The 15,363-nt window shown below is 71.6% G+C and carries 12 protein-coding genes and 1 pseudogene; 10 read left to right on the top strand and 3 right to left on the bottom strand.

Annotation, left to right across the window (positions count from 1 at the left end):
- The first annotated feature begins 79 nt into the window (after nt 1-79).
- The 5 genes and pseudogenes from F3L20_RS23290 to pgi all read left to right on the top strand — a co-directional run bounded on the left by F3L20_RS23290 (nt 80) and on the right by pgi (nt 4,794).
- Entirely contained in the window at nt 80-1,291 is a 1,212-nt protein-coding gene (locus F3L20_RS23290; RefSeq protein ID WP_150156011.1) for a phosphoglycerate kinase, read from the top strand.
- A 6-nt stretch (nt 1,292-1,297) separates the two neighbouring features.
- Nucleotides 1,298-2,074 carry a triose-phosphate isomerase gene (gene tpiA, locus F3L20_RS23285; protein ID WP_150156010.1) on the top strand — a complete coding sequence of 259 codons (777 nt, stop codon included), beginning with the start codon at nt 1,298-1,300 and terminating at the stop codon, nt 2,072-2,074.
- Nucleotides 2,075-2,212: 138 nt separating this feature from the next.
- Nucleotides 2,213-2,449: a preprotein translocase subunit SecG gene (gene secG / locus F3L20_RS23280; protein WP_024882419.1), complete on the top strand. Its 237-nt coding sequence runs from the start codon at nt 2,213-2,215 to the stop codon at nt 2,447-2,449.
- Nucleotides 2,450-2,661: 212 nt separating this feature from the next.
- Entirely contained in the window at nt 2,662-2,997 is a 336-nt protein-coding gene (locus tag F3L20_RS23275; protein WP_003957010.1) for an RNA polymerase-binding protein RbpA, read from the top strand.
- Nucleotides 2,998-3,139: 142 nt separating this feature from the next.
- A pseudogene (gene pgi / locus F3L20_RS23270) lies at nt 3,140-4,794 on the top strand (glucose-6-phosphate isomerase).
- 60 nt (nt 4,795-4,854) lie between these two features.
- On the opposite strand, the gene F3L20_RS23265 reads toward pgi, so the two are convergent.
- The 3 genes from F3L20_RS23265 to F3L20_RS23255 form a co-directional block, all read right to left on the bottom strand.
- Nucleotides 4,855-7,137, bottom strand: a complete 2,283-nt coding sequence (locus F3L20_RS23265) for an FtsX-like permease family protein (protein WP_150156009.1) — start codon at nt 7,135-7,137, stop codon at nt 4,855-4,857.
- A gap of 105 nt (nt 7,138-7,242) precedes the next feature.
- Entirely contained in the window at nt 7,243-7,995 is a 753-nt protein-coding gene (locus F3L20_RS23260) for an ABC transporter ATP-binding protein (protein ID WP_150156008.1), read from the bottom strand.
- Entirely contained in the window at nt 7,992-8,507 is a 516-nt protein-coding gene (locus tag F3L20_RS23255) for a PadR family transcriptional regulator (RefSeq protein ID WP_024887280.1), read from the bottom strand. The genes F3L20_RS23260 and F3L20_RS23255 overlap by 4 nt, the downstream gene beginning before the upstream one ends.
- Before the next feature lie 126 nt (nt 8,508-8,633).
- On the opposite strand from F3L20_RS23255, the gene F3L20_RS23250 reads away from it, so the two are divergent.
- The 5 genes from F3L20_RS23250 to F3L20_RS23230 all read left to right on the top strand — a co-directional run bounded on the left by F3L20_RS23250 (nt 8,634) and on the right by F3L20_RS23230 (nt 15,290).
- The gene (locus F3L20_RS23250; protein ID WP_150156007.1) at nt 8,634-9,905 is read left to right on the top strand and encodes an ABC transporter substrate-binding protein; all 1,272 of its coding nucleotides are present in this window, start codon (nt 8,634-8,636) and stop codon (nt 9,903-9,905) included.
- A gap of 185 nt (nt 9,906-10,090) precedes the next feature.
- Nucleotides 10,091-11,710 (top strand): glycoside hydrolase family 13 protein, encoded by a 1,620-nt coding sequence (locus F3L20_RS23245; RefSeq protein ID WP_150156006.1) that lies wholly within the window; start codon nt 10,091-10,093, stop codon nt 11,708-11,710.
- 45 nt (nt 11,711-11,755) lie between these two features.
- Nucleotides 11,756-13,084: an ABC transporter substrate-binding protein gene (locus F3L20_RS23240; protein WP_150156005.1), complete on the top strand. Its 1,329-nt coding sequence runs from the start codon at nt 11,756-11,758 to the stop codon at nt 13,082-13,084.
- A gap of 5 nt (nt 13,085-13,089) precedes the next feature.
- A complete protein-coding gene (locus F3L20_RS23235) occupies nt 13,090-14,454 on the top strand; it encodes an ABC transporter permease subunit (protein WP_150156004.1) in 1,365 nt (454 codons plus the stop codon).
- Complete coding sequence (locus F3L20_RS23230) at nt 14,451-15,290, top strand: carbohydrate ABC transporter permease (RefSeq protein ID WP_145825168.1); 840 nt, start codon at nt 14,451-14,453, stop codon at nt 15,288-15,290. The genes F3L20_RS23235 and F3L20_RS23230 overlap by 4 nt, the downstream gene beginning before the upstream one ends.
- The last annotated feature ends 73 nt before the right edge of the window (nt 15,291-15,363 follow it).

Here is a 15,363-nt window from a genome sequence, read left to right as displayed (position 1 = left end):
GGAACGGTCGCCCTCTTTCGATCACGAGCGATCACGAGCGAACAGGTCGCTGAACACGTTGCTCTACCAGGGAGCCCCCATGAAGACGATCGACGAACTTCTCTCCGAAGGGGTCGCGGGCAGGCGGGTCTTCGTCCGCGCCGACCTCAACGTGCCGCTGGACGGCACCACGATCACCGACGACGGCCGCATCCGCGCCGTGGTGCCCACCGTCAAGGCCCTCGCCGACGCGGGCGCCCGCGTGGTCGTGGCCTCGCACCTGGGCCGCCCCAAGGGCGCCCCGGACCCCGCCTTCTCGCTCGCCCCGGCCGCCGCGCGCCTCGGTGAACTCCTCGGCGCCGACGTCGCGTTCGCCACCGACACGGTCGGCGACTCGGCCACGTCCACCGTCTCCGGGCTCGCCGACGGACAGGTCGCCGTCGTCGAGAACCTCCGGTTCAACGCGGGGGAGACGAGCAAGGACGACGCCGAGCGCGGTGCCTTCGCCGACCGGCTCGCCGCCCTCGCCGACGTCTACGTCGGCGACGGCTTCGGCGCGGTGCACCGCAAGCACGCCTCGGTGTTCGACCTCCCGGCCCGGCTGCCGCACTACGCGGGGTACCTCATCGCCACCGAGGTCGGCGTGCTGAGGAAGCTCACCGACGACGTCAAGCGGCCCTACGTCGTCGCCCTCGGCGGCGCCAAGGTCTCCGACAAGCTGGCCGTCATCGACCAGCTGCTCGGCAAGGCCGACCGCATCCTCATCGGCGGCGGCATGGCGTACACCTTCCTCAAGGCCCAGGGCCACGAGGTCGGCTCGTCGCTGCTTCAGGAGGACCAGATCCCGGCCGTCCAGGAGTACCTGGAGCGGGCCGAGAAGAACGGCGTGGAACTGGTGGTGCCGGTCGACACGCTGGTCGCGCCGGAGTTCCCCGACATGAAGGCCAAGACGCCGGGCAACCCCGCCACCGTCGCCGTGGACGCCATCCCGGCCGGCACCCTGGGCCTGGACATCGGTCCGGAGACCCGCAAGCTCTACGCCTCGAAGCTCGCCGACGCCGCCACCGTCTTCTGGAACGGCCCCATGGGCGTCTTCGAGCACCCCGACTACGCCGAGGGCACCAAGGCGGTCGCCCAGGCCCTCGTCGAGTCCCCGGGCTTCACCGTGGTCGGCGGCGGCGACTCCGCCGCGGCCGTCCGTACCCTGGGCTTCGACGAGCAGGCATTCGGCCACATCTCGACCGGCGGCGGCGCCTCCCTCGAATACCTCGAGGGCAAGACGCTCCCCGGCCTCGCAGCACTGGAGGACTGACCCTCAATGACCACCCGTACGCCGCTGATGGCGGGCAACTGGAAGATGAACCTCAACCACCTCGAGGCCATCGCCCACGTCCAGAAGCTCGCCTTCGCCCTGGCCGACAAGGACTACGACGCCGTCGAGGTCGCCGTCCTGCCGCCGTTCACCGACCTGCGCTCCGTGCAGACCCTGGTCGACGGCGACAAGCTGAAGATCAAGTACGGCGCCCAGGACATCTCGGCGCACGACGGCGGTGCCTACACCGGCGAGATCTCCGGCCCGATGCTGGCCAAGCTGAAGTGCACCTACGTGGCCGTCGGCCACTCCGAGCGCCGCCAGTACCACGCCGAGACCGACGAGATCGTGAACGCCAAGGTGAAGGCCGCCTACAAGCACGGCATCACCCCCATCCTGTGCGTCGGCGAGGAACTGGAGGTCCGCGAGGCGGGCAACCACGTCAGCCACACCCTGGCCCAGGTCGAAGGCGGTCTGAAGGACCTCCCGGCCGAGCAGGCCGAGTCCGTCGTGATCGCCTACGAGCCGGTGTGGGCCATCGGCACCGGCAAGGTCTGCGGTGCCGAGGACGCCCAGGAGGTCTGCGCGGCGATCCGCGGCAAGCTCGCCGAGCTGTACTCCCAGGAGCTGGCCGACAAGGTCCGCATCCAGTACGGCGGCTCCGTGAAGTCCGGCAACGTCGCCGAGATCATGGCGCAGGCCGACATCGACGGCGCCCTGATCGGCGGTGCCTCGCTGGACGCGGACGAATTCGTCAAGATCATCCGGTTCCGCGACCAGTGAGCCGCCGGGTGCGCCCGTCCGCGGGCGCACCCGCGGGACGGGAGTAGGCCGCGGGGCCGATCCGTCGTACTCTTGCGGGGTCCAGTCCTGTGCTGGGCCCCGTGTCGTCCATCCGTTTCCGAGGAAGTTGGTCCAGCCGTGGTTCTGGGGTTCTCCATCGCCCTGATCGTCTTCAGCCTGCTGCTGATGCTGCTGGTGCTGATGCACAAGGGGAAGGGCGGCGGCCTCTCCGACATGTTCGGTGGTGGCATGCAGTCCTCCGTCGGCGGCTCCTCGGTCGCCGAGCGCAACCTCGACCGGATCACCGTCGTGATCGGTCTGCTGTGGTTCACCTGCATCGTGGTGCTCGGCATCACGATGAAGCTCAACAACTGATCCCGGAAGCGCGATCCGCCCGCATTCCCCACGTAACGCCCCATGTTGGGTACGCGCAGCTGAGCGCGGCCTATCATGGGGCTTGCGTCTGGATGGGGAGACAGGTAACTCCTATGACTGGACGCGCGTTGGGCCTTACGTAGACTGAGGCGCTCGCAGCGAAGCGGTACGCCGACTCGCTTCGCGGCACCATTACGCAGGGAGTTACGACCGTGGCAAGTGGCAACGCGATCCGGGGAAGCCGGGTCGGGGCGGGGCCGATGGGCGAGGCCGAGCGGGGCGAGTCCGCGCCCCGGCTGCGCATCTCCTTCTGGTGCTCCAACGGACACGAGACACAGCCCAGCTTCGCCAGCGACGCGCAGGTGCCCGACACCTGGGACTGCCCGCGCTGCGGATTCCCGGCGGGGCAGGACCGCGACAACCCGCCGGACCCGCCGCGCACCGAGCCCTACAAGACGCACCTCGCCTACGTGCGGGAGCGGCGCAGTGACGCGGACGGCGAGGCGATCCTCGCCGAGGCGCTCGCCAAGCTGCGGGGCGAGATCTGACACCTGACGGACGGGCGCGCGCACGCCCGCCGTCCGGCCGGTTCGCACTCCGGACTCCTTCCGTCCTCCTCACGGCTGATCAATTAGGTTGGGACCAGCCGGCACAGCGGGGATACACAAAGGAAGAAGGCTCACGTCCGAGATGAACGCAGACGGCCGTACCAGGCTCAACCAGACGCCCGAGTGGACCGCACTGGCCAAGCACCGCGAGGAGCTCGGCGAGGTGCGGCTGCGCGAGCTGTTCGCCGCCGATCCGGGCCGCGCCACCGGATACACCCTCCGCGTCGGTGACCTGTACGTCGACTACTCCAAGCATCTTGTGACCGACGAGACGCTGCGGCTGCTGCGTGAACTGGCGGTGGCCGCCGATGTGTCCGGGCTGCGGGACGCGATGTTCCGCGGGGAGCGGATCAACACCACCGAGGACCGGGCGGTGCTGCACACGGCGCTGCGGGCGCCGCGGGACGCGGTGATCGAGGTCGACGGGGAGAACGTGGTCCCGGCCGTGCACGCGGTGCTGGACCGGATGGCCGGCTTCGCGGACCGGGTCCGTTCGGGCGAGTGGACCGGCCACACCGGCCGGCGTATCCGCAACGTCGTCAACATCGGCATCGGCGGCTCGGACCTCGGTCCCGCGATGGCGTACGAGGCGCTGCGCGCGTTCACCGCGCGGGAGCTGACGTTCCGGTTCGTCTCCAACGTGGACGGCGCGGACCTGCACGAGGCGGTCCGCGACCTGGACCCGGCGGAGACGCTGTTCGTCGTGGCGTCGAAGACGTTCACCACGATCGAGACGGTCACCAACGCCACCTCCGCCCGTGGCTGGCTGCTGGACGGTCTGGGCGGGGACGAGAAGGCGGTGGCGCGGCACTTCGTCGCCCTGTCGACGAACGCGGAGAAGGTCGCCGGGTTCGGGATCGACACGGCGAACATGTTCGAGTTCTGGGACTGGGTCGGCGGGCGGTACTCCTTCGACTCGGCGATCGGCCTGTCGTTGATGATCGCGATCGGTCCTGACCGGTTCCGGGAGATGCTGGACGGGTTCCGGATCGTCGACGAACACTTCCGCACCGCCCCGCGGAGGCCAACGCACCTTTGATCCTCGGCCTGTTGGGGATCTGGTACAACAACTTCCACGACGCGCAGTCGCACGCGGTGCTGCCGTACTCGCACTACCTGTCGAAGTTCACCGCCTACCTCCAGCAGCTCGACATGGAGTCCAACGGCAAGTACGTCGGCCGGGACGGACACGAGATCGACTGGCAGACCGGCCCCGTGGTCTGGGGTACGCCCGGCACCAACGGGCAGCACGCCTACTACCAGTTGATCCACCAGGGCACCAAGCTGGTCCCCGCCGACTTCATCGGCTTCGCCGAGCCCGTGGACGAGCTGAGCGAAGGGCTCGCCGCCCAGCACGACCTGCTGATGGCCAACTTCTTCGCCCAGACGCAGGCGCTGGCCTTCGGCAAGACCCCGGACGAGGTACGCGGCGAGGGCGTGCCCGAGGAACTGGTCCCGCACAAGACCTTCCGCGGCAACCACCCCACCACCACGATCCTGGCGACCGAGCTGACCCCCTCGGTGCTGGGCCAGCTGATCGCGCTGTACGAGCACAAGGTGTTCGTGCAGGGCGCCGTGTGGAACATCGACTCCTTCGACCAGTGGGGCGTCGAACTCGGCAAGGTGCTCGCCAAGCGCGTCGAGCCCGCCCTCAGCGAGGGCGCCGACGTCCCCGGCCTCGACCCGTCCACCACGGCGCTGGTCGCCGCCTACCGGGAACTGCGCGGCCGGAACTGAGCACCCGGGAGGCGGACGGCGGCGCGCCGTCCGCCTCCCGCGGTCGTCCGGCCCCCTGGCTCAGGCAGCCGCGCTCAGCGTGTCCGCGAGGCGGCGGCGGGCCGCGCGGGCGGCCGGGAGTGCGGCGAGGGCGGCGGCGCCCAGGACGGCGGCCGTACCGAGCAGCACCAGCAGCGCGGGGGAGGGCAGCTGGACGATCCCCGCGCCGATGCCGCTCGACCGGCCCTGGGCGTCGATCAGCCAGTGCGCCAGCGGCAGCCCCAGCGCGGTGGCGAGGACCACCGCCGCCAGGGCCGTACCGGCGGTGGCGGTGACCGTGACGGCGGTGATCTGCCGGGGGGACAGGCCGACCGCCTTCAGCGCCAGCAGGTCGCGCTCTCCCTCGCGGACGGTGCCGCCGATCGCCGTCAGCAGTTCGACCAGTCCGATCAGGGCCAGCACCACGACCAGCCCGAGGACCACCGCGCGCAGCGGGGACAGCCCGTCGGCCGGGTTGGCCACGGTGTGCACGTCCAGATGACCGCGGCCCTCCGACGCGAGCCGCGCCGCCACCTCCGCCGGGTCCGAGCCCGGCTCAAGACGCAGCTGGTAGAGGCTCGGCCGCATGTCCGGGTCGTTGGCGCGCAGGGTGTCGAGCGAGGTGGAGATGACCCGGCCGGCGTTCTCCGGCTCGATGCTCCGGCCCACGATGTGCAGGATCTGCGGCCGGTCCCCGACGGTCATCCGCACCCAGTCGCCCACCCGGACGTGCAGCAGGTCGAGCAGCCCCTGCCCGGCCACCGCCTCGTCCGGGCCGCGCGCCGCCCGGCCCTCGGCCACCGAGAACGGATACGGCTCCTCGTGGGTGCCGAACCCGCGCAGGGCGATCGTGGCGGTCTGGCCGGGCACCAGCGCGGCCACCTCCACACCGGGGTGGGCGGCGGTGACCCCCGGATCGCTCTCCAGCAGGGCCCGCACCTCCCCGTCGTCCAGCGAGGCGTCGGCGCGGACGCTCAGCGCGGCGGGAAGCCCCACCCGCTCGGGGGCGCTGTGGAAGCGGTCGATCGTCGTCCACGCGCTCAGCGCCACCACGATCAGCAGCAGCGGCAGCGCCAGCCTGCCCACCGCGCCCAGCGACCGCGGCCGCCGGGTGAACGCCTTGTGCCAGCCCAGCACCAGCGCCGGAGGCACCCGCGCCCCCAGCGCCCGGCGCGCCACACCGGTCAGCCGGCCGGCCGGCGCCGCCGCCGGGCGCGGCACCGGGACCGGCGGGACCCGGCCCGCCCGCCAGGCGGCCAGCCCGGTGGTCGCGCCGATGAACAGCACCGCCCCCACCGGTACGACGAACAGCGCGACGGTGTGCCCGGGCAGCCCCTGCCACACGTCCACCGCGTCCCCGAGCCGCCCCGGCACCGCGCCGCCGAGGGCCTCGGTGAGCGCGGCGGCGGCCACCGCACCGAGCAGGGCGTAACCCAGGTGCTGGATGAGGAAAACGCGCACCACCTGGCCGGGCGTGAAGCCGATCGCCTTGAGGACGGAGATGTCCCGAAGATGCCCCCGGATGCGCGTGCTGATCGCCCCGTGCACGGCGAGCCCGGCGGCGACCAGCGCGCCCAGCCCGAACAGGCCCAGCACCTGCCCGAGCAGCCGGTTGTCGCCCTGCGCCTCGGCGCGCGCCTGCTGCCAGGTCGCCACCTCGCCGATCGCCCCGGCGCCCAGCGCGGTCACCGCCCGCTGCACGGCGTACCCTGTGTCGCCCGGATCGGCCAGCCGCAGCCCGATCACCTGCCCGTCCGGCTCGGGCACCGTGGACGGCAGCGCCCACACCAGCCCCGCCCGCTCACCCGGCCTGAAACGCGGTTCGGCGCTGTCCGCCACACCCACCACGGTCAGCCGGCGCGCGGTGCCCGGCACGGTGAGGGTGTCGCCGGGGGCGGTCAGCAGTGCGCGGGCGAGGCCGCTCTCCAGCACCACCCCGTCGGGCGTCGCCGGGTCCAGCCAGCGCCCGGAGACGACGAGGGGCCGGCCCACCTCGGGCCGGTCCGCGGTGCCGCGCATCTCGACGGAGGCCCGGCCGCCCTGCGAGGCCAGGGTGAGCGAGGCCGTGGGGTAGGGGCCCGCGACGGACCGCACCCCGTCCAGGCCGGCCAGCCTGGACGCGTCGGCTGAGTCGGTGGTGTGCAGGGTGACGTGGGCGCCGTGCGCCTGGGTGAAGACTCGCTGCCAGGGGTTGACGGCGTACCCGAACAGGGCCGTGGCCAGCAGCAGGGAGACCACGACGCCGGCGGTGGCGAGCACCAGGAACAGGGCCTCGCCGCGGTGCGTGCGCAGATCGGAGTGCGCCCAGCGCAGAGTCGCTCGCACCGGTCTCAGCCCCTCGCGGGTCGGTCGTGGACGCGCGGGGCAGTGCCTCGCGGTCCGGTGGTGACGCGCGGAGCAGATCCTCGCGGGCCGGTCGTGACGCCCATGTCAGTCCCTGAGCTCCAGCACGCCCGACGTACCGGCCCGGCGCGGCGGGGGACCGGCGTCGAGTTCGGCGTCGTCGGCTATCCGGCCGTCGAAGAAGGAGATCACCCGGTCCGCGGCGCTCGCCAGCCGGGCGTCGTGCGTGACCAGCAGGATCGTCTGCCCGCGCTGGTGGAAGCGGGACAGCAGCCGCATCACCTCGCGGGTTCCCTTGCTGTCCAGGCTGCCCGCGGGCTCGTCGGCCAGCAGCAGCGGCGGGTGGTTGACCAGCGCCCGGGCCAGGGCGACCCGCTGCTGCTCACCCCCGGACAGCTCGCCCGGCATGCTCCGCTCCTTGCCCGTGAGGCCCAGCTCGGCGAGCAGCTCCGCGCGTGCGGTGCGGGCCTTCCTCGGCGGCATCCCGGCGAGCAGCGCGGGCAGTTCCACGTTGTCCGCCACGGACAGGTCGGAGACAAGGTTGAAGAACTGGAAGACGATGCCGATCCGCCGGCGCCGCTCGACCGCCCAGCGGGCCTCGCTCCAGCCGTCGGTGCACTCGCCGTCCAGCCGGATGCCGCCCGCGTCGGGCCGCTGCAGCCCGCCCAGCAGATGCAGCAGCGTCGACTTGCCCGCCCCCGAGGGACCGGTGATCGCCACGAACTCGCCCCGGGTGACCCGCAGGTCGACGCCACGCACGGCGTGCGCCGGGGCGCCCTCGCCGTGGTGCGTCTTGACCAGGCCTTCGGCGCGCAGCACGGGAGCGTCGCTCTCGCTCACTGAAGCTCCTCCAGCTCTTCCTGACACCGCTCCAGCCAGTCGAGATCGGCCTGCAGGTGCAGCATCGCGCCCTCGATCAGCAGATGGGAGATGCGGTTGTCCCGGTCCTCGGCGGCCGCCAGCTTCGACAACTGCCGCATGGTGTTCAGATACTGGCGCCGCTGCCTGTTGATGAGGGCGATCTGGTCGGCGAGACCGGTCTGCGGGGCCAGGGCCAGCTTCATGAAGAACTCGTCCCGCACCCGGGGTTCGTCCGCCGTCTCCTCGTACCAGGCGCGCAGCGCCTCGTGCCCGGCCTCGGTGAGGTGGTAGACCTTCTTGTTCGGCCGGCTCGACTGCTCGATGGCCTCGCCCTCGATCAGCCCCGTCTTCTCGAGGCGGCCGAGAGTGACGTAGATCTGGCCGACGTTCGGCTGAGGGTACGCGGAGCCCAGCAGTTGCTCAAGGTCCTGCTTGAGCTCGTAACCGTGCGCCGGGCCGCGGGCGAGCAGCGCCAGGAGGGGCAGCCGCACTCGTGCTCTCCTCCTCGCGCTCCTGGGTAATGTGCCGCAGGACCTAGTATCGCCCATACCTAACGGGTATACATGGCCTCTGACCCCGGCAAGGGTGCCCGGGTGCCGGTGTACAGGGAGGAACCTATGCGGTGGATCCATGCCGCGGGTAGGGGCCTTCTCGTCCTGATCGTCGTTCTGACCGGTTACGTCGCCTCCGGGGCGCGTGCCGACGAGGGTCCGGGCGACGGGCGCGGACCGCTCACCCTCGCAACGGCGGGGGACCTCACCGGCTATCTCGGCTCGGTCCTCGACGGCTGGAACCGCACCCATCCCGGCGAGGAGGTCACCCTCGTCGAACTGCCCGACTCCGCCGACGAGACCCGGGCGCAGATGATCACCGATCTGCGCGGCGGTGAGCGGGGCCGCTTCGACGTGCTGAACATCGACGTCAGCTGGACCTCGGAGTTCGCCGCCGCCGGCTGGATCCGCCCGCTGCCCCGCGGCCGCTTCCCGCTGGACACCTTCCTGCCCCGGGTCGTCGACACGGCCACCTACGACGACCGGCTGTACGCCGTCCCGTACGTCACCAACGCCGGGCTGCTGCTGTACCGCAAGGACGTCCTCGCCGACGCGGGCGTCCCGCCGCCGCGCAGCTGGGCCGAACTGGAGCGGGCCGCGAAGACCCTCGCCCCCGCACACGGCCTCGACGGCTACGCCGGCCAGTTCCTGCCGTACGAGGGTCTCACCGTGAACGCGGCCGAGGCCGTCTACTCGGCGGGCGGCACCATCCTCGGCGACGAGGGCGAACGCGTCACCGTGGACTCCCGTGCGGCCCGCAAGGGCATCGGCTTCCTCGCCCGGGGCGTCCGCGAGGGCTGGATCCCCCGGGAGGCGCTGGCGTACAAGGAGGAGGAGTCCAAGCAGGCCTTCCAGGACGGCCGGCTGCTCTTCCTGCGCAACTGGCCCTACGCCTACGTCGCCGCCTCCGCGCCGGGCTCGAAGGTCGCGGGGAAGGTCGGCGCCGTGCCCCTGCCGGGACCGGACGGCCCCGGGACCAGTGTGCTTGGCGGGTCCAACCTGGCCATGAGCAGCCACGCCCGGCACCCCGACTCCGCCGCCCGGCTGATCGCCTACCTCACCAGCGAGCGGGTGCAGCGCCAGGTGCTCACCCGCGGCGCGCTGCCGCCCGTGCGGGCCGCCCTGTACGACGACCAGGAAGTGGTGCGCAGGTTCCCGTACCTGCCGAGTCTGCGGGAGAGCGTGCTGGCCGCCGCCCCGCGGCCCAAGAGCCCGCACTACGACCAGGTGAGCCTGGTGGTGCAGGCGGTGGTGCACGACGCGATGACCGGGCGGCAGACGCCCGGGGCCGCGGTGCGCCGGCTGGCGGCCGAGCTCGCCGCCGTCTCCTCCCGCTGACGGCTTTCTAGTTACTTGTTAGGTAACGCCAGCATCTCAGTCGCGCCCGAGATGCCCCAGCTTGCCCCGGCCTGCACCTCGTAATCTCCCGGTAGCTTGCACGAGTTCATTGACACCCGCTGTTCACCGCTACCTAACATGCATGCATAACAAGCAGCAGCGCTCCTCACAGACAGGTCCATGGGGTGAACAGGCATCACTGGTGGCGTGACGCGGTGATCTATCAGGTGTACGTCCGCAGCTTCCTGGACAGCACCGGTGACGGCATCGGCGATCTCGCGGGGGTCAGGGCGGGACTGCCGTACCTGAGGAAGCTCGGCGTGGACGGGATCTGGCTCAGCCCGTTCTACCCCTCGCCGCAGCACGACCACGGCTACGACGTGGCCGACTACCGCGACGTCGACCCGGTCTTCGGCGACCTCGCCGAGTTCGACCGGCTGGTGGCCGCCGCCCACCGCCTCGGCATCCGGGTCCTGCTGGACATCGTCCCCAACCACTGCTCCAGCGAGCACCCGTGGTTCCGTGAGGCCCTCGCCGCCGCACCCGGCTGCCCCGAGCGCGCCCGCTTCCACTTCGCCGACGGCCGGGGCCCCGACGGCGGCGAGCCGCCCAACAACTGGCACGCCATGTTCGGCGGCCCCGCCTGGACCCGCGTCACCGAGCCCGACGGCCGCCCCGGCCAGTGGTACCTGCACATGTTCACGCCCGAACAGCCGGACTGGAACTGGCGCGAGCCCGCCGTCGCCGCCGAGTTCGACCGCACCCTGCGCTTCTGGCTCGACCGGGGCGTCGACGGCTTCCGTATCGACGTCGCCGCCGGCCTGTTCAAGCACCCGGACCTGCCCGACTCCCCGGACCCGGAGGCCGACGCCCGCACCCGCGACTCGGTCAACCCGCTCGCCTGGAACCAGCCCGAGGTGCACGGCGTGTGGCGGCACTGGCGCGCGGTCTGCGAGGAGTACACCGCCCGCGACGGCCGCGAACGCCTCCTGGTCGGCGAGGTCTCCGTGCCCTCCGCCCGCGAACACGCCAAGTACGTCCGCCCGGACGAGCTGCACCAGGCCTTCTTCTTCGACCTGCTCGGCGCGCCCTGGGACGCCGACGCCTTCCGCAAGGTCGTCTCCGAGGCCATGCAGGACATCGCCGGGACCGGCTCCACCGTCACCTGGGTCCTCAACAACCACGACCAGGTGCGCACCGTCACCCGCTACGGGGAGCCCGCCGAGGGCAGCGGACTCGGCGCCGCCCGCGCCCGTGCCGCCGCGCTGCTGATGCTGGCGCTGCCCGGCGCCGCCTACATCTACCAGGGCGAGGAGCTGGGGCTGCCGGAGGTCGTCGACCTGCCCGACGACGTGCTCACCGACCCGATCTTCCGCCGCACCGGCAGCCGCGCCCGCATACGGGACGGCTGCCGGGTGCCGCTGCCCTGGTCCGGCCAGGCCTCGCCGTTCGGCTTCACCTCCGGCACCGAGAGCGCCAAGCCGTGGCTGCCGCAGCCCGAGTACTTCGCCGAGTACGCCACCCACCGCGCCCTCGCCGACACCCGCTCCTCCTGGCACCTGTACCGCGACGGCCTGCAACTGCGCTCCGCCCTGCACCAGTTGGGCGAGGGCTCATTGCGCTGGCTGGAGACCCAGCCCGGCGTCCTCGCCTTCACCCGCGGCGACGACCTCGTCTGCGCCGTCAACTTCGGCACCGCCCCCGTACCCGCTCCGGTCCCCGGCACCCCGCTGCTCGCCAGCGGACCCTGCCCGCCCGGAGAACTGCCCGGCTCCACCGCCGCCTGGTGGATCGACGGCTCCTGAGAAGCACGCCCGGTCACCTCCCGTACCTCCGAAGGGACATCGATGATGATGCGACGACGTACCACCCTGCTCACCGGATGCACCGCCCTCGTCCTCGCGCTCGGCGCGACCGCCTGCGGAAGCGGCGACCCCGTCACCGCCGGCGGCGGCGACAAGTCGCTCGACGGCCAGACCGTCACCGTGGCCGGCGTCTGGTCCGGCAGCGAGCAGAAAAACTTCCAGAAGGTGCTGGACGCCTTCACCGAGAAGACCGGCGCCAAGACCCAGTTCGTCTCCACCGGCGACAACGTCTCCACCGTCGTCGGCAGCAAGATCGAAGGCGGCAACGCCCCCGACGTCGTGATGGTCCCGCAGGTCGGCGTGCTCAAGCAGTTCGCCGAGAAGGGCTGGCTGAAGCCGCTGGACAAGAAGGTGCAGTCCGCCGTCGGCGCCAACTTCGCCGAGGTGTGGCAGAACTACGGCACCGTCGACAGCACCCTGTACGGTCTCTACTTCAAGGCCGCCCACAAGTCGACCGTCTGGTACAGCCCCGAGGCGCTCGAACAGGCCGGCGTCGCGGAGCCCAAGACCTACGACGAGATGTTGAAGAACGGCCGGACGATCTCCGACTCCGGACTCGCCGCCTTCTCCGTCGCCGGCCAGGACGGCTGGACCCTGACCGACTGGTTCGAGAACGTCTACCTCTCCCAGGCAGGACCCGAGAAGTACGACGCCCTCGCCGCGCACGAGATCAAGTGGACCGACCCGACAGTGGTCGACGCGCTCACCACCCTCGGCACGCTGTTCAAGGACAAGCAGCTCGTCGCGGGCGGCCAGAAGGCGGCCCTCAACACCGACTTCCCCGGCTCGGTGGAGAAGGTCTTCGGCCCGAAGGCCGAGGCCGCCATGGTCTACGAGGGCGACTTCGTCGCCGGGGTCGCCAAGGACCAGTTCGGCAGGACCATCGGCACCGACGCGAACTTCTTCCCGTTCCCGCCGGTCGGCGCCGGCGAGGCCCCCGTCGTCAGCGGCGGCGACGCGGCCGTCGTCCTCAAGGACGGCAAGAACAGCGAGGCCGGCATGGCACTCGTGGAGTACCTGGCGAGCCCCGAGGCCGCCGCGGTGTGGGCCGGGACCGGCGGCTTCCTCTCCCCGAACAAGAAGCTCGACCTGTCCTCCTACGGCGACGACGTCACCCGCGCCACCGCCGAGTCCCTGATCGCCGCCGGCGACTCCGTCCGCTTCGACATGTCCGACCAGGCCCCCGCGGCCTTCGGCGGCACCAAGGGCGCCGGCGAGTGGAAGATCCTCCAGGACTTCCTGCGCGACCCCTCCGACCCGGCGAAGACCGCGGCCGAGCTGGAGAAGGCCGCCGCCAAGGCCTACGGGAACTGACGGCCATGACCGCCACACTCCTGAAAGAGGCGACCCCGCCCGCCCCCGCGCGCCCCGACGGCGCGCGCGGGCGGCGCCTGCGCCGGCGAGGGCGGATCGTCGCCCTGCTGTTCGCGCTCCCCGCGCTGCTCCTGCTGGGCGCGCTGGTGGTCTACCCGGTGCTGTTCTCCGTCGGCCGCAGTTTCTTCGACGCCTCCGGCACCGAGTTCGTGGGCGGCGAGAACTACGCCGAGATGTTCCGCGACCCGACCACCCTCAAGGCCGTCCGCAACACCGCCATCTGGGTCGTCGTGGCCCCGACCCTGCTCACCGGACTCGGCCTGATCCTGGCCGTCCTGGTCGAGAAGGTGCGCTGGGCCACCGCCTTCAAACTCCTGCTGTTCATGCCGATGGCGGTCTCCTTCCTCGCCGCCGGCATCATCTTCCGCCTCGCCTACGACGAGGACCCCGACAAGGGCGTCCTCGACGCGGCCGTCGTCTCCGTCCACGACGCCTTCAAGGGCAGCTCCTCCTACCCGACCGCCCGCGCGCGCGACGACCAGGGACTCACCAGGGAACCGGACGGTTCGTACGTCACCGCCGCGGACGTCTCACCCGGGGGCACGGCGGCGCTCGGCCTTGTCGGCGTCGCCCCCAAGGACCTGCCGGGCGGGGCGGAACCCGCGTCGCGCGCCGCGTCGGACACGGCCGGCCCCGACGAGGTGCGCGGAGTGGTCTACCTCGACTTCACGCCCGGCGGAGGAGGGCGGCAGGGAGCGGTCGACCCGGACGAGAGCGGACTGCCCGGGGTGACCGTCGAAGCGGTGCGCGACGGGAAGACGGTCGCGAGCACCACCACCGCGGCCGACGGCTCCTTCCGCTTCACCGGACTCGACGACGGCTCCTACGCGCTGAGGCTGCCCTCGGCCAACTTCGCGCCGCCCTACGACGGCATCTCCTGGCTCGGCCCGGCGCTGGTCACCCCGGCGATCATCGGGGCGTACCTGTGGATCTGGACCGGGTTCGCGATGGTGCTGATCGGGGCCGGCCTCTCCACCCTGCCCCGGGACGCGCTGGAGGCGGCGCGGATGGACGGCGCAGGCGAGTGGCAGATCTTCCGGCGGATCACCGTCCCGCTGCTCGCACCGGTGCTGACCGTCGTCTTCGTGACGCTGGTGATCAACGTGATGAAGGTCTTCGACCTCGTCTACATCATCGCGCCCGGCCCGGTGCAGGAGGACGCGACCGTACTGGCGACGCAGATGTGGCTGGTGTCCTTCGGCGGCGGCAACAACCAGGGCCTGGGCAGCGCGCTCGGCGTCCTGCTGCTGCTCCTGGTGGTCCCGGCCATGGTGTTCAACGTCCGCCGCTTCAAGAGGAGTCAGCGATGAACGCGATCCGTCGCGGCCTGAGCAGCGCGGTGGTGCAGGCCTTCCTTGTGGTGATCGGGCTGGTGTGGATCACCCCGCTGGCCGGGCTGTTCCTGTCCTCGCTGCGATCGGCGGAGGACACCGCGAAGGGAGGCTGGTGGACCGTCCTCACCAGCCCCGGGCAGCTGTCCTTCGACAACTACTCGGCGCTGCTGGAGAACTCCGGCATGACCCAGGCGTTCTGGAACACCGTGCTGATCTCGGTGCCGACCACCGTGCTCGTCGTGGTCGTCGCCGCGCTCGCCGGGTACGCCTTCGCCTGGCTGGAGTTCCCGGGCCGGGACGCGGTGTTCCTGGGCGTGGTGGCGCTGCTGGTGGTCCCCGTGCAGATCGGACTGCTGCCGGTCGCCAAACTCTTCGGCCAGCTGGGCCTGTTCGGGACCATCCCGGGTGTGGTGCTGTTCCACGTGGCGTACGGGCTGCCGTTCGCGGTGTTCCTGCTGCGGAACTACTTCGCCGAGATGCCGAAGGAGATGCTGGAGGCCGCCCGGATGGACGGCGGCAGCGAGTGGCGGATCTTCACCCGGCTGGTGCTGCCGGTGGGGCGGCCGGCCATCGCCAGCCTCGCCATCTTCCAGTTCCTGTGGGTGTGGAACGACATGCTGGTCGCGCTGCTGTTCGCGGACAGCTCGTCGCAGCCCTTGACGGTGGAACTGCAGTCGCAGATCCGGCAGTTCGGCAGCAATGTGGATGTGCTGGCGCCGGGGGCGTTCCTGTCGCTGGTGGTGCCGGTGGTCGTGTTCTTCGCGTTCCAGCGGCACTTCGTGCAGGGGGTCATGGCGGGGTCCGTGAAGTAGGGGGTGGGGCGGGGAGGGCTTTCGCCCCCTCCGCCCCCTTCCCGTCCCTGGGACCGCGCCCCCGGCCCCCTAC

It is taken from the genome of Streptomyces tendae, from assembly GCF_008632955.1.
Lineage (GTDB): Bacteria > Actinomycetota > Actinomycetes > Streptomycetales > Streptomycetaceae > Streptomyces.
This window is presented reverse-complemented; position numbering and strand designations above follow the sequence as displayed.